This is a genomic window from Alsobacter sp. SYSU BS001988, from assembly GCF_054796215.1.
Genome location: NZ_JBTAMK010000021.1, coordinates 33876 through 56716, shown reverse-complemented (window position 1 = coordinate 56716; position 22841 = coordinate 33876). Strand labels below are relative to the sequence as shown.

Annotated in this window: 26 protein-coding genes and 1 pseudogene; 11 read left to right on the top strand and 16 right to left on the bottom strand. The window is 69.6% G+C overall.

Features of this window, described 5'->3' with window-relative positions; translation table 11 throughout:
- Positions 1 to 187 precede the first annotated feature (187 nt).
- Positions 188 to 595, top strand: coding sequence for a hypothetical protein (locus ACYVO7_RS23990; protein WP_460452294.1), 408 nt, complete (start codon positions 188 to 190; stop codon positions 593 to 595).
- Positions 596 to 886: 291 nt separating this feature from the next.
- The gene (locus tag ACYVO7_RS23985) at positions 887 to 1246 is read left to right on the top strand and encodes a hypothetical protein (RefSeq protein WP_460452293.1); all 360 of its coding nucleotides are present in this window, start codon (positions 887 to 889) and stop codon (positions 1244 to 1246) included.
- Between the two features lie 43 nt (positions 1247 to 1289).
- On the opposite strand, the gene ACYVO7_RS23980 is transcribed toward ACYVO7_RS23985, so the two are convergent.
- From ACYVO7_RS23980 to ACYVO7_RS23960, 5 genes are all read right to left on the bottom strand, one after another.
- Positions 1290 to 1535 carry a hypothetical protein gene (locus ACYVO7_RS23980; protein ID WP_460452292.1) on the bottom strand — a complete coding sequence of 82 codons (246 nt, stop codon included), beginning with the start codon at positions 1533 to 1535 and terminating at the stop codon, positions 1290 to 1292.
- Positions 1536 to 1647: 112 nt separating this feature from the next.
- Positions 1648 to 2949, bottom strand: a complete 1302-nt coding sequence (locus tag ACYVO7_RS23975; RefSeq protein ID WP_460452291.1) for an endo alpha-1,4 polygalactosaminidase — start codon at positions 2947 to 2949, stop codon at positions 1648 to 1650.
- A 160-nt stretch (positions 2950 to 3109) separates the two neighbouring features.
- Entirely contained in the window at positions 3110 to 3412 is a 303-nt protein-coding gene (locus ACYVO7_RS23970) for a DUF4214 domain-containing protein (protein ID WP_460452290.1), read from the bottom strand.
- Positions 3413 to 3415: 3 nt separating this feature from the next.
- Complete coding sequence (locus ACYVO7_RS23965) at positions 3416 to 3796, bottom strand: calcium-binding protein (protein ID WP_460452289.1); 381 nt, start codon at positions 3794 to 3796, stop codon at positions 3416 to 3418.
- Between the two features lie 832 nt (positions 3797 to 4628).
- On the bottom strand, positions 4629 to 4862 hold the full coding sequence (locus tag ACYVO7_RS23960) for a hypothetical protein (protein ID WP_460452288.1): 234 nt from the start codon (positions 4860 to 4862) through the stop codon (positions 4629 to 4631).
- A gap of 12 nt (positions 4863 to 4874) precedes the next feature.
- Between ACYVO7_RS23960 and ACYVO7_RS23955 the strand changes: the two genes are divergently transcribed.
- Positions 4875 to 5537, top strand: a complete 663-nt coding sequence (locus ACYVO7_RS23955; protein WP_460452287.1) for an SOS response-associated peptidase — start codon at positions 4875 to 4877, stop codon at positions 5535 to 5537.
- A gap of 15 nt (positions 5538 to 5552) precedes the next feature.
- Here the strand turns inward: ACYVO7_RS23955 and ACYVO7_RS23950 are convergent, their stop codons facing one another.
- Together ACYVO7_RS23950 and ACYVO7_RS23945 are read right to left on the bottom strand one after the other, a co-directional pair.
- Entirely contained in the window at positions 5553 to 6812 is a 1260-nt protein-coding gene (locus tag ACYVO7_RS23950; protein ID WP_460452286.1) for a YeeE/YedE family protein, read from the bottom strand.
- A 104-nt stretch (positions 6813 to 6916) separates the two neighbouring features.
- Positions 6917 to 7198 carry a hypothetical protein gene (locus ACYVO7_RS23945; protein ID WP_460452285.1) on the bottom strand — a complete coding sequence of 94 codons (282 nt, stop codon included), beginning with the start codon at positions 7196 to 7198 and terminating at the stop codon, positions 6917 to 6919.
- Between the two features lie 257 nt (positions 7199 to 7455).
- Between ACYVO7_RS23945 and ACYVO7_RS23940 the strand changes: the two genes are divergently transcribed.
- Positions 7456 to 8715, top strand: a complete 1260-nt coding sequence (locus ACYVO7_RS23940) for an SMP-30/gluconolactonase/LRE family protein (RefSeq protein ID WP_460452284.1) — start codon at positions 7456 to 7458, stop codon at positions 8713 to 8715.
- Positions 8716 to 8757: 42 nt separating this feature from the next.
- On the opposite strand, the gene ACYVO7_RS23935 is transcribed toward ACYVO7_RS23940, so the two are convergent.
- On the bottom strand, positions 8758 to 10233 hold the full coding sequence (locus ACYVO7_RS23935) for an MDR family MFS transporter (protein ID WP_460452283.1): 1476 nt from the start codon (positions 10231 to 10233) through the stop codon (positions 8758 to 8760).
- A 210-nt stretch (positions 10234 to 10443) separates the two neighbouring features.
- On the opposite strand from ACYVO7_RS23935, the gene ACYVO7_RS23930 reads away from it, so the two are divergent.
- The 4 genes and pseudogenes from ACYVO7_RS23930 to ACYVO7_RS23915 all read left to right on the top strand — a co-directional run bounded on the left by ACYVO7_RS23930 (position 10444) and on the right by ACYVO7_RS23915 (position 13485).
- A complete protein-coding gene (locus ACYVO7_RS23930) occupies positions 10444 to 11196 on the top strand; it encodes a ZIP family metal transporter (RefSeq protein ID WP_460452282.1) in 753 nt (250 codons plus the stop codon).
- 93 nt (positions 11197 to 11289) lie between these two features.
- Positions 11290 to 11781, top strand: a complete 492-nt coding sequence (locus ACYVO7_RS23925; RefSeq protein ID WP_460452281.1) for a YciE/YciF ferroxidase family protein — start codon at positions 11290 to 11292, stop codon at positions 11779 to 11781.
- A gap of 89 nt (positions 11782 to 11870) precedes the next feature.
- Positions 11871 to 13243, top strand: a pseudogene (locus ACYVO7_RS23920) (HD-GYP domain-containing protein).
- A gap of 104 nt (positions 13244 to 13347) precedes the next feature.
- A complete protein-coding gene (locus tag ACYVO7_RS23915) occupies positions 13348 to 13485 on the top strand; it encodes a hypothetical protein (RefSeq protein WP_460452280.1) in 138 nt (45 codons plus the stop codon).
- A 67-nt stretch (positions 13486 to 13552) separates the two neighbouring features.
- Here ACYVO7_RS23915 and ACYVO7_RS23910 read toward each other — a convergent pair whose 3' ends face one another.
- The 4 genes from ACYVO7_RS23910 to ACYVO7_RS23895 form a co-directional block, all read right to left on the bottom strand.
- On the bottom strand, positions 13553 to 13783 hold the full coding sequence (locus ACYVO7_RS23910; RefSeq protein ID WP_460452279.1) for a hypothetical protein: 231 nt from the start codon (positions 13781 to 13783) through the stop codon (positions 13553 to 13555).
- A gap of 89 nt (positions 13784 to 13872) precedes the next feature.
- Positions 13873 to 14409 (bottom strand): hypothetical protein, encoded by a 537-nt coding sequence (locus tag ACYVO7_RS23905; RefSeq protein WP_460452278.1) that lies wholly within the window; start codon positions 14407 to 14409, stop codon positions 13873 to 13875.
- 251 nt (positions 14410 to 14660) lie between these two features.
- Entirely contained in the window at positions 14661 to 15800 is a 1140-nt protein-coding gene (locus tag ACYVO7_RS23900) for a YsnF/AvaK domain-containing protein (protein WP_460452277.1), read from the bottom strand.
- Positions 15801 to 15843: 43 nt separating this feature from the next.
- A complete protein-coding gene (locus ACYVO7_RS23895) occupies positions 15844 to 16230 on the bottom strand; it encodes a hypothetical protein (RefSeq protein ID WP_460452276.1) in 387 nt (128 codons plus the stop codon).
- 331 nt (positions 16231 to 16561) lie between these two features.
- Here ACYVO7_RS23895 and ACYVO7_RS23890 point away from each other — a divergent pair, with 331 nt between their 5' ends.
- Entirely contained in the window at positions 16562 to 17614 is a 1053-nt protein-coding gene (locus ACYVO7_RS23890; RefSeq protein ID WP_460452275.1) for a YihY/virulence factor BrkB family protein, read from the top strand.
- A gap of 171 nt (positions 17615 to 17785) precedes the next feature.
- Here ACYVO7_RS23890 and ACYVO7_RS23885 read toward each other — a convergent pair whose 3' ends face one another.
- The 4 genes from ACYVO7_RS23885 to ACYVO7_RS23870 form a co-directional block, all read right to left on the bottom strand.
- The gene (locus ACYVO7_RS23885) at positions 17786 to 19123 is read right to left on the bottom strand and encodes a DUF4214 domain-containing protein (RefSeq protein ID WP_460452274.1); all 1338 of its coding nucleotides are present in this window, start codon (positions 19121 to 19123) and stop codon (positions 17786 to 17788) included.
- A gap of 105 nt (positions 19124 to 19228) precedes the next feature.
- The gene (locus tag ACYVO7_RS23880) at positions 19229 to 20482 is read right to left on the bottom strand and encodes an Ig-like domain-containing protein (protein ID WP_460452273.1); all 1254 of its coding nucleotides are present in this window, start codon (positions 20480 to 20482) and stop codon (positions 19229 to 19231) included.
- Positions 20483 to 21032: 550 nt separating this feature from the next.
- Positions 21033 to 21356 (bottom strand): hypothetical protein, encoded by a 324-nt coding sequence (locus ACYVO7_RS23875; RefSeq protein WP_460452272.1) that lies wholly within the window; start codon positions 21354 to 21356, stop codon positions 21033 to 21035.
- 242 nt (positions 21357 to 21598) lie between these two features.
- Complete coding sequence (locus ACYVO7_RS23870) at positions 21599 to 21919, bottom strand: porin (RefSeq protein WP_460452271.1); 321 nt, start codon at positions 21917 to 21919, stop codon at positions 21599 to 21601.
- 59 nt (positions 21920 to 21978) lie between these two features.
- On the opposite strand from ACYVO7_RS23870, the gene ACYVO7_RS23865 reads away from it, so the two are divergent.
- Together ACYVO7_RS23865 and ACYVO7_RS23860 are read left to right on the top strand one after the other, a co-directional pair.
- Positions 21979 to 22107 carry a hypothetical protein gene (locus ACYVO7_RS23865; RefSeq protein WP_460452270.1) on the top strand — a complete coding sequence of 43 codons (129 nt, stop codon included), beginning with the start codon at positions 21979 to 21981 and terminating at the stop codon, positions 22105 to 22107.
- A gap of 114 nt (positions 22108 to 22221) precedes the next feature.
- The gene (locus ACYVO7_RS23860; protein ID WP_460452269.1) at positions 22222 to 22728 is read left to right on the top strand and encodes a hypothetical protein; all 507 of its coding nucleotides are present in this window, start codon (positions 22222 to 22224) and stop codon (positions 22726 to 22728) included.
- The last annotated feature ends 113 nt before the right edge of the window (positions 22729 to 22841 follow it).

The window sequence follows — 22841 nt, the reverse complement described above, 5'->3', positions numbered from 1 at the left end:
CCGGCCGAGGTCGTGTTCCCGTCGGGCGAACGCACGGCGCTGGAATACATGATCCATCCTCTCAAGGAGGCGTTCGCCAAGGGCTTCCGCGAGCGTTGAGAACGCCGCGCGAGCTGATACGGAGTGGCCCTGGACCTGTCCCTTTGAAGGGCTGTGATTTGGGCGGCATCCAGCCATCGCCTCGTGCATGAGCTGGACGTTATCATCCATCGACGCGACCACGCCCTCCCGCACCGCGGGCCTGCGCTATGAGAACTGGTTGTTTGTCTCCGGCGTGACGGCAATGTGCTACGCCGGGTTCGGCTTGGCCCCGGCCCCGGAAGAGGTCTTGACGATGTGGACCGCCACACCGCCTTCCGGTCCACTGCCGGACACTGACGTGGCCGCCGGCCGCGCCAAACTCAATGAGCATCGCCGAGCCTGGATTCTCGAGAAGCCGCCGTCGCTTAACCCTGCGCACGAAGACCATGCTCTCCTGCGCCTCGGCGGTTGCGAGGCCGAGATCCAGGCCAGCGAACGACGCCTGTGGCGTCTTGAGGAACTGGACGTGGCCGGGCCGCCGCGTCCGAGGACGCCGCCCCACGCCAAACGATGATCGACGAATTGCTGGCCCGCAAGCGCGGGCTGGAGCCGCAGTCGAACGGAGCGGGGCGGCCGGTTCCTCCCGCGCCGCCCCGCCGGCCCGGCGCCGCGGAGCCGGCTCCGCCGCCCCCGTAAAAAGCGAGACTCAGGTCATCGTCTTTCGAAACGAACCCAATGCAGCCGCAGACTTCGTCGAGGGCGTCCAGAAAGGCCGCTTTGCGAAGCAGGGGCCGCTTCTCTACAGTGCGGAACGGGACACACCGCAAGCCGAAGGGCGCCGCAGCATGAACCACACCGGGCGTCCTTGTGCGCCGCGCTGGCGCTGGCGGCGACGGTCCTCTCGACGCCGCTGCGCGTCGCCGACCTCGCCGGCGCCTACACCGTCGAGGGCCAGACCGCCGGCGACCAGCGCAGCTATCGGGGCGAGTTGACGATCACGCCGATGGGACGGGTCTACCGGGTGGTCTGGCGCATCGGCGCGGTGGAGAATGTTGGAACCGGCATTGTCCAGAACGACATGCTGGCGGTCGTCTACGTCCAGCAGGGCAAGGCGGGGGTGGCCCTCTACGAGATCAGGCCGGACGGGATCCTGTCAGGCGCGTGGACCATCCACGGGACGCAGGCCGTGGGCTCCGAGACGCTGGTTCCGAAGAACCGCACCTAGGGCCCGGCCGCTGGCGAGCGCGCTCCAGGGAGCGCGCCGACTCTCAGAATTCGTCGCCCCAGCCGCGCTGGCGCGGACGGTAGTAGCGGTCCCGCTCATAGTCGCGCCTCGAGCGCCGCTCATAGGAGTGGCGACGCATCGCCCGCTCGTGCTGATATTGCTGCGTCGCGTAGACTTCCTCGGGGCTGTGGCGCCAGGTGCCGGTCGTCGCTCCGGCCTGGGCCGGGCCGGACACGAGGAGCCCGGCCGTCAGGACGCCCGCCATCGCCGTCATCGTGAACCTTAGCATCGTGCTCTCCAGGTCGTGCGGGCTGAGCCAAGCGCTCCTCGCATGAGGAGTAGACGCGTGGCCGACCCGGCGGTTCCCCCGGGGCCGGGGGCGCTTCGCCTGGGAGGAGGGCTCAGAACACCCAGAAGTCGTGGGCGTCCAGGGTCAGACCCGTCTGCAAGGTCGCGATCTTGAGCGCGCCGGCGCCGCCGACGCCGTCCGGGTCGTAGCTGAGCGCGCCCGTCGATCGGTTGTACATCAGCCGGTCGAAGGCGTCCTGCGCCGCCTTGCCCACCGTGAAGGCGCTGTCCGCCATGGCCCCGGTCGCCAGCCCGGCGAAAAGCCGATGATCCAGCGCGATATGGTCGATCCCGTGCTGGAAGTCGGTGATCACGTCGGCGTTGGCGTTGCCCGCCTTGGCGCTGAACACGAAGACGTCGGCGCCGGCGCCGCCGGTCATGCGGTCGTGTCCGGATCCTCCAGCGAGCCAGTCGTCGCCGGATCCGCCCTGCAGCGTGTCGTCGCCCGCGCCGCCATACAGGTGGTCGTCGCCGGCCGCGCCCTTCAGCACGTTGGCCCCTGCGTCTCCGGTCAAGGTTAGGTCCGGGCTTGGCGCGGGAACGCCGGCCGTCGGCGCCGAGGCCGTGACGCCGTCGTAGTCGATGCCCTTCAGATCGAGATGCGCGATATAGACGCCGACGCCGTCACGGGCGGCCTGCGTCTGGGCGTCGGCGATCTTGGCGGCGCCGCTGACATATTCGATGGCGATGACGTCCTTGCCGGCCGCGATCATGGCGTTGAGCAGGCTCAGGCTATAGGCCGTCTCGGACGCGGGCTGCTTGGCGCCTGTGTCTTGGTAGTAGAGGTTCTCCTTGAACATGCCGTCGAGCGTGTTCAGGTAGACGCTGTTCGTCAGGAGTTCCTCGGCGTTGTTCGCCCAGATCTTGAAGGCGGGGTTCTGGGCGTAGGCGTAGTCGGCCAGATATTTGACCAGGTCGACCATCGCGGCTTCCGCCCCGGCCGCGCCGCCCGGCGCATGGGTCTTCGCCCAGGAGGTCTGGCATTCGTCGACCACGTCGAAATAGGCGCCGTCATAGCCGGCCTTGATCAGCCGGTCGACATAGGCGGTCGCGACCGCTCGCCACTCGGCGGTCCAATAGGCCACCTCGTAATTGCCGGCCCAGTCGGGGTTTTCCGGGCCGAGCGCCGCAGCCGGGATCGAGCTGAAGTAATCGCGATAGGTCTCGCCCTCGCCGATGCTGAAATACCCAAGCAGCAATCCGCCTCCGGCGCCGCCCCCCATCTGCGCGACCTGCGCCGCCGTGAAAGCCACGCCATTGTCATTGTAGGCGTCGATCACCTTGACGTCGAACGGCGCGGCGGCGACTTCGGACGGCACGATGCTTTGCAGTACATACATTCCGGTCTTGGGCATAGAGGCTCCTCATCTGCGCCCTGACTGTGGTGAGGAGGCGTTAGCAAAACGTTGGCCATATTCGTCCAACAGGATGCATCGCCTAATCTCTCGCGCATGACGAGCAAACGCGATCGGGACGGCCCGCATCACGCGCGACCGCGGACGCTTCCAGGCGCCTCTACACGAAGACGGCGACGTCCATCACGATGCCGGCGGCGATCGCCGGAGCCACCTTGGCGACGTTTTCGGGGCTCTCCGAGAAGCCGGCAAGCACCTGTCCCACGGAGGAGCCCGAGTCCAGCAGCCCGGTCCAGTAGGCGGTCCCGGAGGCCTCGCCGGCGCGGCCGAGGACATTGTGGTAGATCTTGTCCACCACTTGCGCGTGAGTGGGCGAGGCGCTGTACACGGCCTTGAACTCGGCCGTGCCGGCGAAGCCGTTGGCCACGTCCTGCAGGGAGGCGCCGCTGTCGAGCGCGTGCACCCATTAGGAGAGGCCGCCCTTGTCGGGCGTCCGCGCGAAGGCGGCCTGGTAGATGCGGTAGCCCTGGCCGGCGTTCCCGTCGAGGTCGAGCGCCAGGATCCCGTCCGTGAACTGGATTCGCTCGAACTCCCGGATCGTCTCCCGCCCGCCGAGAGCGGCCAGCGAGATCGTCTGGCTGTTAAACATGGTCCGCTGCGCGCTGATCGAGACGCCCGCCACATAGGTGTCCAGGCCGGGGCCGCCCGCGACCGCGTCGAGCCCCGCGCCGCCCACGATGGTGTCGTTTCCGACGCCGCCGAACACTGCGTCGGCGCCCGCTCCGGCGTCGATATAGTCGTTGAGGGAGGTGCCGCGGATGACGTTGTCGCCGGCGCCGGCCGTCATGCGCACCGTCCGGCTCTGCGCGTCGTAGCTCCAGGCTGAAATCCGCGTCCCATCGGCGGTCGGCCCCGCCGTAGAGATACTGGACCGCGGCGATGTCGATGGGACCCAGCACGTCACCGGATCCGCTATCGGTGTAGCTCATCACCGTCTGGGAGGTGTTGTTGAGGTCCTGGGGCCAGGGTGTCGGGGCTGTTGGTTCCCGCTTCGAACGGGTGCTTGAGGCCCAACGCATGACCGATCTCGTGCAGGAGCAGGGGCGGTCACATCGCTGGCCGACATGTCGCGGACGAACAGGCTATAAAACGTGTCGCCCCCGATCGGGTAGTAATCCTGGGTCGGGTTCAGGGACTGGCTGTAGAAGACCTGCACCGCCCCGTTCGCCGAATAGAAGGCGTTGGTGGGGTAGAACCCATAGCTGGAGAATTGCGACGCGCCCGGGATCTGATTGAAGTCCAGCCAGGAGAAACGGACGTCGCCGACCTGCGCCGGAGCTTCGATGAAGGTGACGCCCGACGCCTTCGCCCACTGGTCGAGCGCCGCCCGGGCGATCTCCTGCTCGGCCGCGGTGAACGGCTGGAAACTGAATGCGGCTCCCGGTTAGTTTTGGGTGACCGCCAAGTCCACCGCCGTCGGAAAGGAATAGGTCAGGATGGTCGGCTTGCTGGCGGGCGTCGGCAGCCCTTGGACGGCGTTCCAGGATGTCTCCGCGATCGCCGTATAGTCCCGCACCACCGCCATCGTCCGCCCCCGCGTTCAAGCTCGAATCGTGAATCATCGAGGCTGAGTCGTCCAGCAACGGGCGGTTGACGCGCCCGAATCATGCGCCCATGCGTCAGGCCTTCGCCGGTTCGGCGTGCGTCGACGCCAGCGTCCCGATGAGGCGCAGGAGCTCCTGCTGCTCGGGACCGCGGCCGGCGCTGAGGAAGGCGTCCACCTCGAGGTGGGACACCGTGCCGCCGGAGGCGATGTTGGCCTCGTGCCGGACAAAGACATGGTCGCCGGTCTGGACCAGGATCCATCGATCTCCGTTCGAGCTCTGGTAAAGTTCGCGAGCGTGCGCCGTCATCGGATCATCTCCATGTGCAATCTCTACAGCATGACCAAGAACCAGGCCGCCATTCTGGCGCTCACCAGGGCGATGCGCGACAGCGCCGGGAACGTCCCCATCATGACGGGTGTTTTCCCGGACTTTATGGCGCCGGTGGTCCGCCAGGCGCCGGACGGCGTGCGCGAGCTGGCGATGCTGCGCTGGGGCATGCCGTGCCCGCCTTCCTATGGGACGCAGGCCGTCACCAATATCCGCAACACCGCGAGCCCGCATTGGCGGGCCTGGCTGAAGCCGGAGAACCGCTGCCTCGTCCCGTTCACGTCGTTCTGCGAATATGAGGACACCAAGCCGCGCAAGACGCCGACCTGGTTCGCGCTGGACGAGAGCCGCCCGCTCGCCTTCTTCGCCGGCCTCTGGACGCCCTGGCATGGCGTGCGGGGCACGAAGGCCAACCCGGTCGAAGGCCGGCACGAGCTGTTCGGCTTCCTGACCACGGCGGCGAACGCGGAGGTCGGGGCGGTCCACCCCAAGGCGATGCCGGTGATCCTGACCACCCAGGAGGAGTGCGAGACCTGGATGACGGCTCCGGCCGCCGAGGCGCTCCGGCTGCAGCGGCCCCTGCCGGACGGCGCCCTCGCCATCGTGGCGCGCGGGCCGCGGGAGGACGTCCCGCAGCCCGTCCTGCTGTCGTGAGGAGGCGAGGGGGCCTCAGCAGCCCGTCAGGCGCGGCGTCTTCTCCACCTCGAGGCCGAACAGCGGCCGCAGGCGCGTGCCCAGCACGTTGCCCAGGAAGGCCGCGACCAGCCACACCCAGCCATGCAGGCTGCCTGACGCGATGCCGGAGAAATACGCGCCGATATTGCACCCATAGGCGAGCCTTGCGCCGTAGCCCAGGAGCAGCCCGCCCAGCACGGCGGCCAGCGCCGACTTCAGCGGCACGCGCCAGGTCGGGGCGAAGCGCCCGGCCAGGGCCGCGGCCAGCAGGGCGCCGATCACGATGCCGAAATCCATCACCGAGGTGACGTCGTTCAGGACGGAGCCGTTCAGCTCCGCCTGCCGGGCCGCGCCGGACCAGTAGGGCCAGGACGCCACGTCGGCCAGGCCGAGCCCGCCGGCGATCTTCGAGCCCCAGAGCGCGAAGGCGGAGGTGATGCCCCAGGGGCGGCCGGCCAGCGCCAGGGTGGCGAAGTTCAGCGCCGCCAGCGCGACCGCGCCGGCGAGCAGCGGCCACGGGCCGCGGGCGAACCGGGCGAGGCCGGTGCGCGGCGACGGGGCGGAGGTCTCCAGAGCGCCGCGGCGGCGCTTCTCGACCCAGATCGTGACGCCCGCGATGGCGGCGAAGACCGCCCAGTTCGCCGCGAGCGCCGGCCAGGCGCCCCACAGCTTCACCAGCGAGACCGGGGCGAAGCTGGGCTGCGCCGACCACCAGGGGAGATGTGCGGCGCCCACCGTGGAGCCGACCACGAAGGCGGCGAGCGTGATCAGCATGCGGGTGGAGCCGCCGCCCACCGTGTAGAGCGTGCCGGAGGCGCAGCCGCCGCCCATCTGCATGCCGACGCCGAAGACGAAGGCCCCGACCAGCACCGAGACGCCGACGGGGGACACGAGCCCGGCGACGGGCTGGCCGAAGAGGGAGCCGGCGGCGAGGACCGGGAAGAACAGGGCGGTGGCGATGGCGAGCATGACCATCTGGGCGCGCAGGCCCGCTCCGCGCCCGTCGGCGATGAACACCCGCCACGCCGAGGTGAACCCGAACGCCGCGTGGTAGAGCACGAGGCCCATGACCGCGCCCAGGCCGTAGAGCGCGGCCTGCCGGGGGCTGACCATGGCGCCGATCAGCGCCGCGCCCGCCACGATGGCGAAGGCCGCGCCCCATGCTGCGCCGCTATTGGGGCCGCCGCTGCGGCGTTCGGAAACGGCGAAGCGGCCGGCCGGGGCGACGGCCGCGGGAGAATAGGAACTCGACATGGGGATGGTCCAGGGGTTTGGTCGCGCAGGGCGGCGGTCCCCTGGAAGTAGTATTCCCGTCCAGGAACGTCAATAGCGCTAAACCACGATCAAAAAGCGTGAATTCAGCCGTAGGACTCGGCGTAGGGCGTCGGCTCGGACTTCAGCCCGCCGTCGACGGCGACCAGCTGGGGCGTGAAGGACCGCTTGCCGGCCGCGCCGCGCAGGTCGATCAGGGGCCGCATCGCCGGGACGGAGAGGTCGATGGCCTTGGCCGGGCGCCAGCGCTTGCGCATGGCCTGCGAGCCCTTCCCGCGCTTGAACATCTTCGGCACTTCCTCCTCGACGAGGAGGACGAGCTTTCCCGTGAAAGTGATCTGGAAATCGAAACGGCCTGTGAGGGACATGGGCGGTCTCCCTTCTCTGACCTTCCAACGCCGAAGGCGGGCATCCGTTCTCGGATGGAGCGTCGCGGCGGCGGTTCGGGCGGCCATCGTACGCCTCATCGGCGTCCGGCGGAACCGGCGACCCGCGCCGCTGCGTCAGGCGGCGGTCAGCCCCGCGGGAATGGGACAGCGCGCTGCTTTACCCAGGGTGGCTCGGCGCGTAGCGTGGCTGCGCAACCTCGACGTTGCGATGAGCGAAATCTTCGGGAGGACTAGAGATGACGTTCGACGCTCGAGATCCCAAAGTATTTGCGATTGACGACGACCAGAAGCTCTCGCGACGTTCGCTCGTGGGAGCGATGGGCGCGGGCGCTCTCGGACTCGGAGCCGCCGCCCTGGGGGCACGGCCCGCGCTGGCGCAGACGCAGACGACCGTCCGCCCCTCTCCCCCGACCACGATCACCAACCCGCCGCGCGACTTCAGCCCGCAGGGCGCCCCGACGACCTATTTCAGCGATCCGGACATCCTCAGCGTCGATACGTCCTTCGACGCCTATGTCCAGCCCAACAGCGCCATCCAGAGGCTCTGGACCGGGGCGCTGTGGGCGGAAGGCCCGGCCTGGAACGCGCAGGGGCGCTACCTCGTCTGGAGCGACATCCCCAACAACCGCCAGATGCGCTGGATGGAGGACGACGGCCACGTCTCGGTGTTCCGGCTCCCCTCCAACAACAGCAACGGCAACTCCTTCGACTTCCAGGGCCGGCAGCTCTCCTGCGAGCACCTGACGCGCCGCGTGGTCCGCTACGAGAACGACGGCTCCGTGACGGTGCTGGCCGACAACTACCAGGGCAAGCGCCTGAACTCCCCCAACGACGTCGTCGCCCATCCGGACGGCAGCTACTGGTTCACCGATCCGCCCTATGGCGGGCAGCTCTATGAGGGCGCGCCGGACGCGGCCGGGGGAGCCAGCAACGAGGCCGGGCGCCTGAAATCCCGTCTCGGCCAGGCGGTCGGCATGGGCGAGTCCAAGCGCGAACTGCCCACGCAGTGCTACCGGATCGACCCGAGCGGCCGCCTCGACATGGTGGTCACCGAGGAGCAGGTCCCCGACCCCAACGGCCTGTGCTTCTCGCCCGACTTCAAGAAGCTCTATGTCTGCAGCACCGGCAAGGGGCCGGGCGACAAGGGACCGGGCGGCAAGGGCGAGGTCTATGTCTTCGACGTCGGCGCCGACAACAAGCTCTCCAACCGCAAGCTCTTCAGCGACTTCATGGTCGATGGCGTGAAGTGCGGGCCGGACGGCATCCGGGCCGACGTCGACGGCAATCTGTGGGTCTCCAGCAACGCCGGCCGGGCCGTCGGCTACAACGGCGTCACCGTGTGGACGCCCGACGGCAAGCTGATCGGCCGGATCCGCCTGCCGGAGGTGTGCGGCAACGTCTGCTTCGGCGGACCCAAGCGGAACCGACTCTTCATGGCGGCGAGCCAGTCCATCTACGCGGTGTTCGTCAACACGCAGGGGGCGGCTCCGGCGTAACGCGCCGGGCCGCGACAGGGTCGGGCGAGGCGTCGCCCGGCCCTATTCGGCCGGGCTTTCCTGGCGCTCGCCGACGCCGACGCGCGGGACCATCAGCGAGAAGACCACGATCAGGAGCGCGATCAGCAGCATCGCCCAGAAGGTGAGGTGCAGCGCGTCCTGCAGCGCCAACGCCAGGGCGGGATCGCCGCCGGGGGCGCCGGGCGGCGTCTCGAGCACCTGCCGAAGCCGCTCGGACGTGACCGCGCCGACGCCGGCCGCCCGGCCGAGGCCGTAGTTCAGCACGGCGCCGAGCACCGTCGCGCCCAGGGTGCTGCCCAGATTGCGCGAGAAGAGGTTGGAGGCCGTGACGCCGCCGCGCTGCGACCAGTCGACGATCTCCTGGATCAGCACCATCGAGGCGACGCTCAGCAGGCCCATCCCGAGCCCCATCACGAGCGATCCGCAGGCGGCCGTCACGGGCGAGCTCTCCGGCGTCAGGCCGACGAAGACGAGCGCGCCCGCCGGCAGGAAGAGGCTGCCCACGATCATGATCCGGCGCAGGCCGAAGATCGGGAAGGTCCGGGCCGCCAGCGTCGCGCCGGCCGGCCAGCCCAGCACCAGCATGGTGAGCGTCAGCCCGGCGACGATGGGCGAGCGGTGCAGCACGCCCTGCACGAACATCGGCAGGAAGGTCGTGAGCCCCATCAGGGCCATGCCGGCCAGCATGTTGGCCCCGTTGGCCGCCGCGATGGGCCGCCGCCGCCAGAGCGCGAAATCGACCATGGGGTCGGCGGCGCGCCGCTCCTGCAGCACGAACAGGACGAGGCAGACGCCGAACAGGCCGGCGGCCGCCAGGGCGCGCCCGGTCTGCTCCGAGCCCGCCGTCGTCAGCGCGATCATCAGCGCCGCCACCGTGGCGGTGAACAGGGCCGCGCCGGCGAAGTCGATGGCGTGGGACTGGCGCCGCACGTCCTCGCGCAGATAGAGCATGAAGCCGGCCGCCGCGGCGACGCCGATCGGGATGTTGATCCAGAAGATCCAGGCCCAGGACATGTTGTGGATGATGAGGCCGCCCGCCATGGGGCCGATCACCGCCGAGATCGCCCAGACGCTGGCGAGGGAGCCCTGGACCTTGCCCCGCTCGCGAGCCGGATAGAGGTCCGCCACGATGGTCATCGCGATGGGCTGCATGGCGCCCGCGCCCACGCCCTGGATGAGCCTGAACACGATCATCGACGGCATCGACCAGGCGATGCCGGCCAGCGCCGAGCCGAGCAGGAAGATCCCGATGCCGGCCAGCATCACGGGCTTGCGGCCATAGAGGTCGGCCAGCTTGCCGAACACGACCGTCATGGCCGTCTGGGTCAGCAGAAAGGACGAGAAGATCCAGCTGTAGAGGTCGAGCCCGCCCAGCTGGGCGACGATCTGCGGCATCGCGGTGGACACGATCGTGGCCTCGATTGCCACCATGAACATGGAGGCCATCACGGCGGCGATGACGAGAGGGCGCGACGCGCGGGCGGTCTGCGAGGACATCGGGGGTTCCGGGCGGGGGAGGGAGCCGTGCTCCGAAGACGCATCCTACATGAAGCCGCGGCGTCCGAGGTCAACCACGCTCCCAGCGTCGGCGCGCATGGCTGCCGCGCGCCGGGCCGCTTTGGCTCGCTCTGATCCGGCAGGAACCATCCCCCGGCTCCTGCGCTGACGTCGGCCGATGGACGGCGGGGCATGGCCGGGAGATCGCGGATGCCGATGTGGATTCAGGCGGGGATGTGGGGCTTGGTCGGCGGGTCCGCGCTCGTGCTCGGCGCCGCCGCCGCATGGCTGATCAGCCTGCCGCAGCGCGCCATCGCGGCCGTGATGGCGGTGGGCTCCGGCGTCCTCATCTCGGCCGTGGCCTTCGACCTGATGGACGAGGCCTATCGGCAGGGCGGCTTCGATTCCACCTCGGCGGGCTTCCTCGCCGGCGGCGCGATCTACACCGCGGCCAACATCTACCTCTCCCGGCGCGGCGCGAAGCATCGCAAGCGGTCGGGCTCAAACCCCAACCAGAGCCAGGCCGGCGACGGCGGCCTCGCCATCGCGGTCGGGGCGCTGCTGGACGGGGTGCCCGAATCCATCGTCATCGGGGTCAGCCTGCTGGAGGGCAAGGGCGTCAGCCTCGTCACGGTCGCGGCGGTGTTCCTCTCCAACGTGCCGGAAGGGCTCTCCAGCGCCGCCGGCATGAAGAAGGCGGGGCGCAGCGCGCTCTATGTGTTCGGCGTCTGGGGCGCCATCGCGCTGACCTCCGGCGTCGCCGCCGCGCTGGGCAATGTGGCGCTCGCCGGCGCCAACCCGGAGATCATCGCCGCGACCACCGCGGTGGCGGCCGGCGCCATCCTGGCGATGCTGGCCGACACCATGATCCCGGAGGCTTTCGAGACCGCCCACGACTATGCCGGCCTCATCACGGTGGCGGGCTTCCTGGCCGCCTTCGTGCTCAGCAAGCTGGGCGGCTGAGGCGGCGGCGCGGCCGGGCGCCACAGGGGGAGAGCGGGAACGATCGCGCGCCGGGGCTGTTGGCTAGCACCATTCCGACAGGAGGATATGCACATGGCCGACAAGGATCTGCGGGCGCTGTTCCTGCACCAGCTCAAGGACACCTATTTCGCCGAGAACGCCATCGTGAAGGCGTTGCCGAAGATGGCCCAGGCGGCCCAGACCGACGACCTGCGCGGCGCCTTCGGCGTCCATCTCGAGGAGACGAAGAACCAGATCAAGCGGCTGGAGCAGGTGTTCAAGCTCATCGGCGAGAAGCCAGAGGGCGTCGAGTGCAAGGCCATCCAGGGCATCATCGCCGAGGGCGACGAGGTGGCCGAGGAGTTCGAGGGCGGCAGCGCCATCGACGCCGGCCTGATCGCCGCCGCGCAGGCGGTGGAGCACTACGAGATCACCCGCTACGGCACCCTGCTGGCCTGGGCCAAGCAGCTCGGCCTGGACGAAGCCGCCGAGCTGATCAAGGCGACGCTGGTGGAGGAGGAGAACACCGACGAGATCCTCTCCGAACTCGCCGAAGACGCCGTCAATCCCGCAGCCGCGGCCTGACGGGATGATGCCCGCATGACGGGCGTCATCGATAGAACGCCTTAATCTGGTTGTGTTCTGCTGGCGCCCTCGAGACCGACGGCGCCAGCATGAGCGAACCTGAATCCTCCCCGCCCGCCCAGGAGCTGCGGCTGGCCGAGTTGCTGGGCGCGCTGAGCCACGCGCTGGACCTGACCGAGGGGCAACCGCCCGGGCACTGCGTCCGCTGCTGCTGGATCGGCATGCATATCGGGCGCGAGGCGGGGCTTTCCGACGCCCAGCTTTGGGATCTTTACTATACATTGCTGCTCAAGGACCTCGGCTGCAGCAGCAACGCGGCGCGGATCTGCCGCCTCTACGTCACCGACGACCTCGCCTTCAAGCGCGATTTCAAGCGCATCGACGGCGGGCTGCCGCAGGCGCTGCGTTTCGTGCTGGCCCATACCGGGCTGAAGGCCGGCCTCGCCGAGCGCTTCCGGGCCATCGTCGGCATCCTGCAGAACGGCGGCGAGATCGCCCGCGAGCTGATCGAAACGCGCTGCCAGCGCGGGGCCGAGATCGCGCGGCGCATGCGCTTCAGCGAAGCCGTCGCGCAGGGCGTCCAAAATCTCGACGAGCACCGGGACGGCGGCGGCTCGCCGCTCGGCGCCGCGGGCGAGGACATTCCGATCTACGCGCGCATCGCCCTGATCGCCCAGGTGGTGGACGTATTCCAGTCCGCCGATGGACCGCAGGCCGCTATGCGCGAGGTGGCGCGCCGGGCCGGCGGCTGGTTCGATCCGGCGTTGGCGCGGGCCTTCGCCCGGGTGGCGTCGGACGGCTCCTTCTGGCGGGGGCTGAACAGCCCGACCCTGGAGCAGGACGTCTTCGCGCTCGAGCCGGCTCTGGACGGGGCTGTGGTGGACGAGGACTATCTCGACGACATCGCCGCGGCCTTCGCGCAGGTGATCGACGCCAAGAGCCCGTTCACCAGCGGCCATAGCGACCGGGTCACGCTCTACGCCGACCTGATCGCGGAGGAACTCGGCTTTGCGGCGGCGGACCGGCGTCGCCTGAGGCGCGCCGCGCTGATGCACGACATCGGCAAGCTCGGCGTCAGCAACAGCATCCTGGACAAGCCGGCAAGCTCGACGAGGCCGAATGGGAGGCGATGCGCCTGCACCCGGCGCATTCGGAGACGGTCCTGTCGCGCATCCACGCCTTCCGGGACCTCGCGCCCATCGCCGGCGGCCATCATGAGCGTCTCGACGGCAAAGGCTATCCGCGCGGGCTCAAGGGCGACGAGATCGGCCTGGAAACCCGAATCGTGACCGCCGCCGACGTCTTCGACGCGCTGACGGCGGAGCGCCCCTACCGGGCCGCCATGCCGATTCCCAAGGCGCTCGCCATCATGGAGGAGGGGCTGTGCTCGTCCATCGACGCGACCTGCTTTGCGGCGCTGGGCCGGGCGCTGCAGCGCGTCAACGCGCTGCTCGCGGCGTAGCGTCCTGCCCGGCGCAGCGCTTGCGCGGCGCGGCGGGGCGCGGCACATTCGCGCCGGAAGGCCGCCCCGGACACGAGGGCGGCCTGGTCGTCAGGGAGAAAACGATGTCTCACAAAGCCCGCAAGCGCCCGTCCTGGAAGAAGAACACGGTCCGCTACAAGCAGATCATCGGCCCGCAGAAGACGCGTGAGGGGCAGGAGAACCGCCAGAAGAAGGACCGCTACGCCAACCGCAGCGGCTGAGGCCTCGTTTTCGCATCACCGCGGCCGCCTCCCTTCTGGCGCGGGAGGGAGGCCGCCGTCATGGGGCTCAGTCCTCGTCGGCGTTGGCGATGATGTCGCAGGCCGCCTCGGTCTCGGCGTCGGTGAAGCCGGGCAGGGCGGGCGAATCGTCCTGGCCGCAATACTGCTCGACGGTGCCGTCCCGGGTGATGATGGCCGCGGCTTCGCGGGCTCTATCCTCGTCCGCAGTCTGCGCCGACGCTCGCAGGGTCGTCAGGGATAACGCCAGCAGGGCGGCGGTCGCGATCAGCGCGCGCATCTTGATTCTCCATTGTTCCGGGCGGGGCCTCGGATAGGAAACGACCGAACCGCGCGCGGGTTCGGTCTCTATGCCCGACGGATCGGGCGTTATTGCGCCCAGCGGCCGAGGCGCCGCTTCCAGCGTTCATGGCGCGGGGGCTCCTGACCGCGCATCCGGCGGCGATAGCCCTCGGACCCGGCGTCGGCCGCCTCCGCGGCGGCCGGCTGAGGCTCCGGCTCCCTCGGTTCGGCCGGCGCCGTGATCGCGATGGCTTCGGGCGCCCGGGGCGGAACCGCCGATGCGCTCGGCCGGGCCCTTTTCCGGGGCGCAGGCGCGGGGACGGCGGCTTCAGAAGGCGTCCGTTCCGCCTCGACGCGCTCCTGCGGCTCGACTGCGAGCGGCTGCGGCGCCGTGGGCAGGAGGATGCGCCCGGTCGGGGCCGCGGGCTCCGCCGCACTCGCCGGGGCCGAGACGGGCTTGGAGAACAGCGCGTCCGCGGCCCGCCTGGCCTGGGACGCCTGCAGGGGCGCCGGTTGTTGGGCGCGTGGCGCGGCCGCATCCGGGACGGTCAGCCAGGGCGTGGTCCGCGTCGTGCGGCGGGCGTTCTTGATCTCGACGACGAAGGGTTTGATCGGAGTGCGCATCAGGACTCGCTACGGCCAGAGCCGCCGGGTGTGGAGGTCGATCTGCAGGTGAGTGGGGGGATATCGACTCAATCATCGAAGTCCTTCCAAGAGGTAGCAAAGAGTAACGGGCGTCGCAAGCGCCCCAACCCAAGATGCTTACCGCTGTTTTGACTTGGACCGGCGGCGTGCGCCGGCCGGACTTGCCGGCGCGACGAAAAACGCCGCCCCGAAGGGCGGCGCTCACTCTCATGTCTGGTCGTCTCGACCGGTCAGGTGCGACGGTCGCCCTGGCCGCCGGTCCCGAAGCGGTTGGCCTCGCGGCTGTCCTCGATGTCGACCTCGGTCTTGCGGACGGTGTCGGACACGGTCTGGGTCGTGTTCCTGACGTCCTTGTTGACCGCGACCTCGCCGACCACGCGGGCCTGCTTCTCGACCACGGGTCGCTCGGAGGTCTCCGTCGCCTCGATGGTCCGCTCACGGAAGGGGTCGCCCGACACGGGACGGTCCACCGGGCGGCGCGAGACGTCGACATGCTCCTCGCGCAGGTTGACCTGCTCGGTGACGGGCTTCTCGACGGTGTAGGAGCGCACGCGGACGCGGCCTTCGTTCACTTCACGCTTGCCGACGTTCAGGCGTTCCTCGGCGACCGGGATGACCTGCTCGCCCGAGCGGCCGGTCTCGCCATAGCCGGACGAGGTCCCGCCCACGCCCGAGCCCGACGCGCCGGCGTAACCGGTCGTTCCGGCGCCCGTCATGCCCGCGCCGGTGCGGCCGAGGCCGGCCGGCGAAGCCGGAGTCGAGGCGGCCATCGAACCGGCGACGCCGGGGGTGGAGCTCGTGGTCCCGGTCGCGCCGACGCCCGGCTCGTAGCGGCCGTTCCAGCCTTCCTTGCGCCAGGTGGACTCGCGCTCGTCGATGTTCACCGTGCCGTCGTCGTCGAGGATGTCGACGACCTTATCGTAGAGCGCGTCGTCGGTGCGCACCGTGACGAGGCTGCCGCCGCGGCGCACGCCCTCGGCGTAGGTATGGGCGTCTTCCTCGCTCACGCCGGCGCCCGTCAGGGCCCCGATGAGGCCGCCGGTCGCAGCGCCGGCGCCGGCGCCCACGAGCGTCGAGGCGAGCCAGCCGAGCGCCACGACGGGGCCGACGCCCGGGATGGCCATCAGGCCGAGGCCGGCCAGCAGGCCGGCGCCGCCGCCGAGCAGGCCGCCCAGCGTGGCGCCCGTGGCGCCGCCGCCTTCGGCGTTGTCGGCCGTGTTGTCGGACAGGCCGGAGATGCGCTCGCGGTTGGCGGGATCGTTCGAGACGAGGCTGACGGCGGAATGGTTTAGGCCGAGAGCTTCGAGGCGGCGCACGGCTTCGGCGGCCTCCTGATAGCTGTCGAACATGGCGGTGACGGTGCGGGTCATGGGTGTCTCCTTGAAAGGGATGGCGTCAGGGTGGGGGCGCGCCTCACTGGATGGCGACGTTGCCCTTGAAGTCGAAGCCGAACTGGACCTGCTTGCCCGCGTGCTCGGCCTTGCCGCGCCAGATCCCCTTGTCGTCCTTCTTCAGGTCGCTGATGTTCTTGAAGCCGGCACCTTCGAGGCGCGAGCGCACCTGGCCTTCGGTGAAGCTGTTGGAGCCTTCCTCCAGCTTCGCGTTGGTCGCGATGGCCCCGGTCTTCATGTCGCCGGCCTTCATGTCCGACGTGTTGGGATGGGTGACCGCGGGCTGGCCGTTGCTCTGCGCGCTGGACGGCGCGTTCCGGGCCGGGGCCGGCGCCGCATTGGTCTGCGCAAAGGCGAGACCGGTGGAAAGGACCAGCGCGCTGGCTGCGAGCATCATGGTCGGGCGCATGTTGATCTCCCGTGTTGCGATTGGTGCTCATCAAGCGCGAACGTAACCCGATTGTTCCGCCCAAGAGGCGCTTTATTCCCTGCCAGACCTCTTCTTTCCTGCCTCAAGCTCCTGGCTTTCAGAATGCTGCACCTGGAACCGAGCAGGACAGAATGTTGCGACGCAATAGTTCCCGGAGTCGCGAGCGTTGCTGAAATTCGGAAGTGCTGGAGCTTCGCCGTCGGACGCGTTCTCTGACCGGGAGCGGGGCAGCGGTCTTGGGCCGCACGGGGCAAGGGAACCCTGTCCGCCCATGGCCCGTTCGCACATGCAATCCAGGCGACCCCGCATCATGTCCGACGACCAAGACCCCCTCGACGCGCAATCCCGGGACGACTGGAGGTCGGGACTGGGAGCCCCCGAGAGCGGCTTTCCCGAAGACCTCGCGCGGGCCCACGAGCTGCACCGCGGCCGCGAGGCGGACAGCCCCGAACAGATCCCGTCCCTGGGCTGGAAGGACATCGCCTTCAGGGTGTTCTGGTCCATCCCGGCCAACCGGCTGCTCGCGATGGCCGGAGGCGTCGCCTTCTTCGCGCTCCTGGCGGTGTTCCCGGCGATCGCCGCGATCGTCTCCCTTTACGGACTGTTCGCGGACGCAGGGACGGTCGCCACCCATCTGGTGCTGCTCCAGGGCCTTCTGCCCGGCGGCGTCCTGGACCTCATCGCCGGCCAGATCGCGCTGATCGTGGGCAAGGGCGCGGCCACCCTGGGCTGGGCCTTCCTGACCAGCCTCGCCATCGCGCTGTGGAGCGCGAACTCCGGCGCGGCCGCGCTGTTCGACGCGCTCAACGTCGTCTATGGCGAGAGGGAGAAGAGGAGCCTCGTGGTCTTCTACGCCAGCACGTTGCTGCTGACGCTGGGCATGATCACCTTCGTGATCCTGGCGCTCGGCGCCGTGGTCGTGACCCCGATCGTGATGGCCTATATCGGCATGGCGACCCCGGCGGAGCGCATCCTGGCGCTGCTGCGCTGGCCCATCATGCTGGTCATCGTGGCGACCTGGCTCGCGGTGATCTACCGCTACGGCCCGAGCCGCGAGAGCGCCAAATGGCGCTGGGTGACCTGGGGCGGCATGACGGCGGCGACGCTCTGGCTCGTCGCCTCCATGATCTTCTCCTGGTACGTCGCCAATTTCGACAGCTACAACCGGACCTACGGCTCGCTGGGGGCGGGCGTCGGGTTCATGGTCTGGATCTGGCTCTCCGTGGTCATCGTCCTGCTCGGCGCGCAGATGAACGCCGAGATGGAGCACCAGACCGCCAAGGACAGCACCGAAGGCCGCCCGAAGCCGCTCGGCGCACGCGGGGCCAACATGGCCGATCATGTCGGCGCCGCCCATGGCTGAGGCGCTGCGCCCGGCCGGAGCGTCAGCCGAGGCCGGGCGCCCGGTCCGGAACGAGGGATTGCTCAAGCCCCGCGCCGTTCCGGCCGGGGTGAAACCAAGCTCTTTCCCGAGAAGGCCCGCAACGCAGCGTCCGGAAGCGTCCGGATCGGGGACCTCGGACGCCCATGGGGTTCACAGGAACGGGGCGAGGTCCAGCGCGACGCGGTTGGCGATCTTGGGCGCCACGAGCGCGACGTTCTCGGGGCTCTCGGAGATGGAGGCCAGCACGGAGCCCGACGACGAGCCGGCGTGCAGCACGCCGACCCAATAGTCGAAGCCGGCCTTCTCGGGCGCGCGGCCGAGCACGTTCTGATAGAACCCGTTCACCAGCCCCTCGGCGGTGGGCGCCGTCCCGTAGATCGCCCGGAACTCCGACGAGGCCGAGAAGCCCTGCGCCACCTGTCCGAGGCTGGCGCCATGGTCCATCTGGGCCACCCAGTAGGAGAGGCCGGCCTTGTCCGGCGTGCGGTTGAACGCGGCCTGGTAGACCCGGTAGGCCTGCCCGGCGTGGCCGTCCGCGTCGAAGGCGATCATCTGGTCGGAGAACACCAGCCGCTCGACATTGTCGTAATGCTGGTCTCCGAGCGCGCCCGCCTTGCTGTGCAGCGTCAGCTCGGTCCCGGCATGGGCGATGACGTAGTCGCTCGAGGCTCCCGGCAGGGCGACGAAGTCCGTGCCCGCGCCGGCGTCGAGGTCGATGGGCTTGGTCCCGTGCGGGACGATGACGTCCACGCCCCGCACGGCGAGGTCGGCCAGGTGCGGCGCATCGGCCTGAGACGCGTCGAGGTTCAGGCCCGCCACCGCCACCAGGTCCCGCACCGAGCCGGAGGCCTTGTCCAGGGTGTAGAACTCGGCCCCCGTGATCGCGGCGGAGCCGACCGTGGTCGTCGCGCCGTCCCAGCGAAGCCCGGCGGCGAGGTGGTGGTTGGCGCCGATCCCGACGGGTCCGGCGGAGAGGTCGCTGATCTCGCGATAGCCGCTGATCGATCCCGAGAGGCCCCCCGAGGCGAGATCGGCGCTCATCTGCACCGAGAAGACGGTGCCTGCGAGCCCCGGCGCGGTGGCCTGCGTCGCCACCGCGATTTCGTCGAAATGGGACGAGGACGGCCCCTGGTTGAACGGAAGCGACGCGAGGGCGAAGCGCCCCGTGAAGGTGATCAGCGAGCCGTCGGCCTTGTTGAGGATGCGGATGACGTCGACGGTCGAGCCGGTTTCCCCCAGCGCCCCATGCGCGTCGAGGACGAAGGAGGGCGTGCGGATCTCCAGCGTGTTCGGGTCGACATAGCCCGCTTCCACTCCATGCTGGGCGGTGAGCTCGGTCAGGAAGCCCACATAGGCGCCGAGGCCGCCTCCCACCAGCGTCGAAAGCCGGACGTTCAGCGATCCGTAGTCGCCCGATCCCGCGCCCGACAGCGCCAGAGCGAGGGCCTCGGAATCTCCGAAATCGGACCGGATGGTGATGTTGGACAAGGCGCGCTCCTGGGCGGCGTCGGGATGGGCTGGCGTCGGGCGGGAAGCACTACCCCGCCCGCCCGGATCCGATGTGCGCGGGCGCACACCGGGCGGCTCGCCGCGTCAGATCAGGTGGAAGTCGCTGACGATGAGCTGCGACTTCGTCACGTGCTGGAGGAGGATGCTGTCGGTCGCCGTGATCTGCAGCAGCACGCCGGACGCCGTGTCGGTCGTGCGGCCGAGCACGTAGGCCGCCAGCGCCGAATCGGTCGAGATCCCCGCCAGCCCCGCGATGACGCGGTCCAGGACGATGACGTCGTGCACGGCGGTCGCCGACGCGCCGGGCTGGAAGTTCGTGATCACGTCCTTGCCGAAGCCGGCGTGGAACACGAAGCGGTCCGCGCCTCCGCCGCCCGTGATCGTATCGGCGCCGGAGCCGGCGACGAAGACGACGCCGGACGACGCATCGGTGATCTTGTCCGTCGACGCGGTGCCCAGGACCAGCTCGTTGCTGACGGCCCCCTTGTTGCCCGCCGCGTCCGTGGCGACGGCCGTCAGGGTGGTCAGCCGGTTCGCCTGGATGATCGAACTGGTGAAGCTCCAGTCGCCCTTCGCGTCGGCCGCGATGCCGCTCGCCACGACCGAGCCGTTGGCGGAGAGCGTCACGGTCGCGCCGGCCTCGGCGTGGCCGAAGACGGTCGTCGCGGTCTTGGCGCCGGCCGTCGCCCGCGTCGCGTCGGTGAGGACGACCGAGGGGGCGACCGTGTCCACCGTCATCACCGCCCCGGTGGAGACCGCGGCGCTGACATTGCCGGCCTTGTCGGTCGCCGCCGCCGTGAAGGCGTGCGCGCCGTCGGCCAGCTTGCCGGTGGTGAAGCTCCAGCCTGCGCTGGTGAGGGTCGCCGCCCCGATGTCGACGCCGTTGTCGAAGACCTCGACCGACTTCACGCCCGCCAGCGAGTCCGTGGCCTTGATGGTGAGCGTCTCGACGGTCTTGTTGGACAGGCCGGACACGCTCTGCGTCCCGGTCACGACGGCGGGCGTCCAGTCCAGCGTGTAGGCGACGGCGGGGCTCGAACCGCCGTCCAGCGTAGCCGAGACGAGGTGGTTTCCCTCGACGGCGGAGAGCTGGGCGGTCGCGCTCCAGGCGCCGTTCGCCTGGACGGTCGCGGTCCCGATCTCGATCGTCCCCGAAGGTCCGGCGTCCAGGATGTGGACGACGGCGCCCGCCTTGGACGGGTCCGCCGTCCCGCTGATCGTCTGGGACCTGGCGTTGGTCACCGCGCCCGCGGAGGTGATCGCCAGGCCGCCGGCCGCTCCCGACTGCGCCTCCGTGATCGTGACCGTGGCGCTCGCCCCGTTGGAGAGCGCCAGCACATGGGCGGTCGGCGGTCTTGCCCTCGATCGTGCCGGCGACGCCGTCATTGACGGTCTGGACGCTGACCCGCACGGAGCTTTGGCCCGCCTTGACGACGGCGGTCTGCACGGCGCCGCCGTCGACGGTGTACTTGATCACCTGGTCGGTCGCGGCCGGGCCGGGGAGGGCGATCAGGTAGGCGGCCGCGCCGCCCTCCTGCACGGAGGCCTGGCTCGCGGCGACGGTCGAACCGAAGGCGCGCTGGAAGGCGGCGCTCGCGCCGGCGTATTGCTGGATTTCGCTCATATAGCCGCTGTCGTTCACGTTGGAACGTCAATCTGGGCGGGTCCATGGATCCCGCCGCCGCCTATCCGGGCGACGCCTATGTCGACGTGATCGGCATGGACTTCTACTACAACACTCAGTGGGACCCGGCCGACCCGGCCACCGCCTGGGCGAACAAGGTCGGGCAGACCTACGGCCTCCAGTGGCACCAGGATTTCGCCGCGGCCCACGGCAAGCCCACCGCCTATTCGGAATGGGGCATGAACTCCGACGCCGCGGCCTTCGTCAGCAAGGCGGCGCAGTGGTTCGCGGACCACAACGTTCTCTACCAGAGCTACTGGGAAGGATCGTCTTGGCCGCCTGCACGTAATGACTCTTGTAGGCTCCCGCGGCCGCGCTCGCGAGATCGCCCTGGTTGGCGAAGAGCGGGATGGACCAGGCGATCGAGCGGCCCGTTCCGGCCCAGAGGCCCGATTCCCAGCCGATGCTTCCGTCCCAGTCGGCCCAGTCCGCGCGTCCGGTATGCGCCCGGACGAAATCGACGGAATGTCCCAGGAACGCCTCCAAGCCGGGGATCTTCTCCGGCGAGTTGCCCACATAGGCGCCCATAGCAGTCATTGATGCCCCCGAATCAGCGGCGCAGAACGCTTGCCGCGGGGTCACTCTCGTTTTGGCGATGAAAGAAAACGTTCGGCCGAAGCCTCGTATTTCAACGAAAAGTCGCAAGTTTTAACTGGAGGTAGATGCAACGTCCCGTAGAACCGAGACGTCGCCTCAGAATTCGCGACGCCACGCCGCGGGCGGAGCCAGAAGGCGGCGAGTCGCAATCCGGTTTCTTACGGAGGTAACGTTCAGCGCGACGCAAGCCCGGGCGGCGTCGCGCCAAGCCCGCGCGAGACGCCGACTCGCACATAGGCGCGCAGCGGCCCGGCCTCGGTCCGCGTCCTGGCGTCGACGAACGCCATGCCGGTCGCCCGGGAGCTTGTGGAGGCGGCCCCGCGGAGAGCGGAGCTCGCATAGACATAGTCGTAGCGGGCGCGGCCGCCGATCTTCACGCAGGCGTCGGAGCCGGGCAGCGCATAGAATCCCGCGCCCAGCGCCGGGCAGGCCCGGACTGACGCGCCTGCGCCGGGACGCGCCCCGGCGGCGGCGGGCGCGGCGAAGGCCGACATCGCCAGAAGAGCAATCCTTCATCGCGGCGTACCGGAACTTCGTCGACGCCTTCCGGTCCGTGTCCCCCAAGTTCAAATTCGAGATCCGCATGGGCGAGGAGTTCAACGGCGACTGGATGCCGTGGGCCGCGCAGGGCAAGCGCTGCGAGACGGACCGGGACAGGATGGTGAAGCATCGGCGATCCTGACAGAAGACGCCTCGGCTATATCACGCCGTCAAGGTGGAGCCACTTGGGGAACTGTAACCTGCCGGAACCGACGCGGGGCGCATTGATTGTGGTCTGCAACACAAGGAGGTTGCGATGACGAGCAAGGCTGCATTCAGCACGGACGAATGGGCGCGCGTGGCCGCGAGCCCGCTGGTGGCCGGCATGGCGATCACGGCGGCGGATCCGAGCGGGCTGTGGGGCCTGCTGCAGGAGGCGCTTGCCGGCGGGATGTCCCTGGCGCAGGCCAAGCAGAGCGCCTCGGCGAACCCGCTGGCCCGTGAGGTCGCCGAGGATATCGCCAATTCCGAGACCCGGACCGCGATCCGCGACCGCATGCAGGCGCAATTCAAGGGCGCGCAGCTCGCGGACGTGAAGACCAAGGCGGTGGAGGAGCTGCGGGCGGTGGCCGCGCTGGTCGACGCCAAGGCGCCGAACGACGCCGCGGGGTTCAAGGCCTGGCTGCGGGAGATCGCCCAGAAGGCCGCGGAAGCCGGCAAGGAGGGCGGCTTCCTCGGCTTCGGAGGCGTCGCCGTCAGCGACAAGGAGCGCGCCACCCTGGACGAGATCTCCGCCGCGCTGTCGGTCTCCGCGTCGGCCTGAGGGCTCGACTTGTCGAAAGCGGGCGCGGCCCACGCCGCGCGCGCCGCGAACAGGAAAGGCTCGAACAAGCCATAATTGCCCTGGGCGCCGCCGCCGCCGCCGCCGCCCCCGTT

What these genes read in the sequence shown, in the direction of transcription:
- ACYVO7_RS23915 (WP_460452280.1), top strand. Translation starts at nt 13,348, where the DNA reads ATGTCTCACAAAGCCCGCAAGCGCCCGTCCTGGAAGAAGAACACGGTC.
- ACYVO7_RS23870 (WP_460452271.1), bottom strand. Translation starts at nt 21,919, where the DNA reads ATGTCGGCCTTCGCCGCGCCCGCCGCCGCCGGGGCGCGTCCCGGCGCA.
- ACYVO7_RS23980 (WP_460452292.1), bottom strand. Translation starts at nt 1,535, where the DNA reads ATGCTAAGGTTCACGATGACGGCGATGGCGGGCGTCCTGACGGCCGGG.
- ACYVO7_RS23960 (WP_460452288.1), bottom strand. Translation starts at nt 4,862, where the DNA reads ATGACGGCGCACGCTCGCGAACTTTACCAGAGCTCGAACGGAGATCGA.
- ACYVO7_RS23905 (WP_460452278.1), bottom strand. Translation starts at nt 14,409, where the DNA reads ATGCGCACTCCGATCAAACCCTTCGTCGTCGAGATCAAGAACGCCCGC.
- ACYVO7_RS23975 (WP_460452291.1), bottom strand. Translation starts at nt 2,949, where the DNA reads ATGCCCAAGACCGGAATGTATGTACTGCAAAGCATCGTGCCGTCCGAA.
- ACYVO7_RS23925 (WP_460452281.1), top strand. Translation starts at nt 11,290, where the DNA reads ATGGCCGACAAGGATCTGCGGGCGCTGTTCCTGCACCAGCTCAAGGAC.
- ACYVO7_RS23940 (WP_460452284.1), top strand. Translation starts at nt 7,456, where the DNA reads ATGACGTTCGACGCTCGAGATCCCAAAGTATTTGCGATTGACGACGAC.
- ACYVO7_RS23895 (WP_460452276.1), bottom strand. Translation starts at nt 16,230, where the DNA reads ATGCGCCCGACCATGATGCTCGCAGCCAGCGCGCTGGTCCTTTCCACC.
- ACYVO7_RS23935 (WP_460452283.1), bottom strand. Translation starts at nt 10,233, where the DNA reads ATGTCCTCGCAGACCGCCCGCGCGTCGCGCCCTCTCGTCATCGCCGCC.
- ACYVO7_RS23930 (WP_460452282.1), top strand. Translation starts at nt 10,444, where the DNA reads ATGCCGATGTGGATTCAGGCGGGGATGTGGGGCTTGGTCGGCGGGTCC.
- ACYVO7_RS23900 (WP_460452277.1), bottom strand. Translation starts at nt 15,800, where the DNA reads ATGACCCGCACCGTCACCGCCATGTTCGACAGCTATCAGGAGGCCGCC.
- ACYVO7_RS23875 (WP_460452272.1), bottom strand. Translation starts at nt 21,356, where the DNA reads ATGGGCGCCTATGTGGGCAACTCGCCGGAGAAGATCCCCGGCTTGGAG.
- ACYVO7_RS23965 (WP_460452289.1), bottom strand. Translation starts at nt 3,796, where the DNA reads ATGACGGCCGGCGCCGGCGACAACGTCATCCGCGGCACCTCCCTCAAC.
- ACYVO7_RS23910 (WP_460452279.1), bottom strand. Translation starts at nt 13,783, where the DNA reads ATGCGCGCGCTGATCGCGACCGCCGCCCTGCTGGCGTTATCCCTGACG.
- ACYVO7_RS23890 (WP_460452275.1), top strand. Translation starts at nt 16,562, where the DNA reads ATGTCCGACGACCAAGACCCCCTCGACGCGCAATCCCGGGACGACTGG.
- ACYVO7_RS23950 (WP_460452286.1), bottom strand. Translation starts at nt 6,812, where the DNA reads ATGTCGAGTTCCTATTCTCCCGCGGCCGTCGCCCCGGCCGGCCGCTTC.
- ACYVO7_RS23860 (WP_460452269.1), top strand. Translation starts at nt 22,222, where the DNA reads ATGACGAGCAAGGCTGCATTCAGCACGGACGAATGGGCGCGCGTGGCC.
- ACYVO7_RS23955 (WP_460452287.1), top strand. Translation starts at nt 4,875, where the DNA reads ATGTGCAATCTCTACAGCATGACCAAGAACCAGGCCGCCATTCTGGCG.
- ACYVO7_RS23945 (WP_460452285.1), bottom strand. Translation starts at nt 7,198, where the DNA reads ATGTCCCTCACAGGCCGTTTCGATTTCCAGATCACTTTCACGGGAAAG.
- ACYVO7_RS23990 (WP_460452294.1), top strand. Translation starts at nt 188, where the DNA reads ATGAGCTGGACGTTATCATCCATCGACGCGACCACGCCCTCCCGCACC.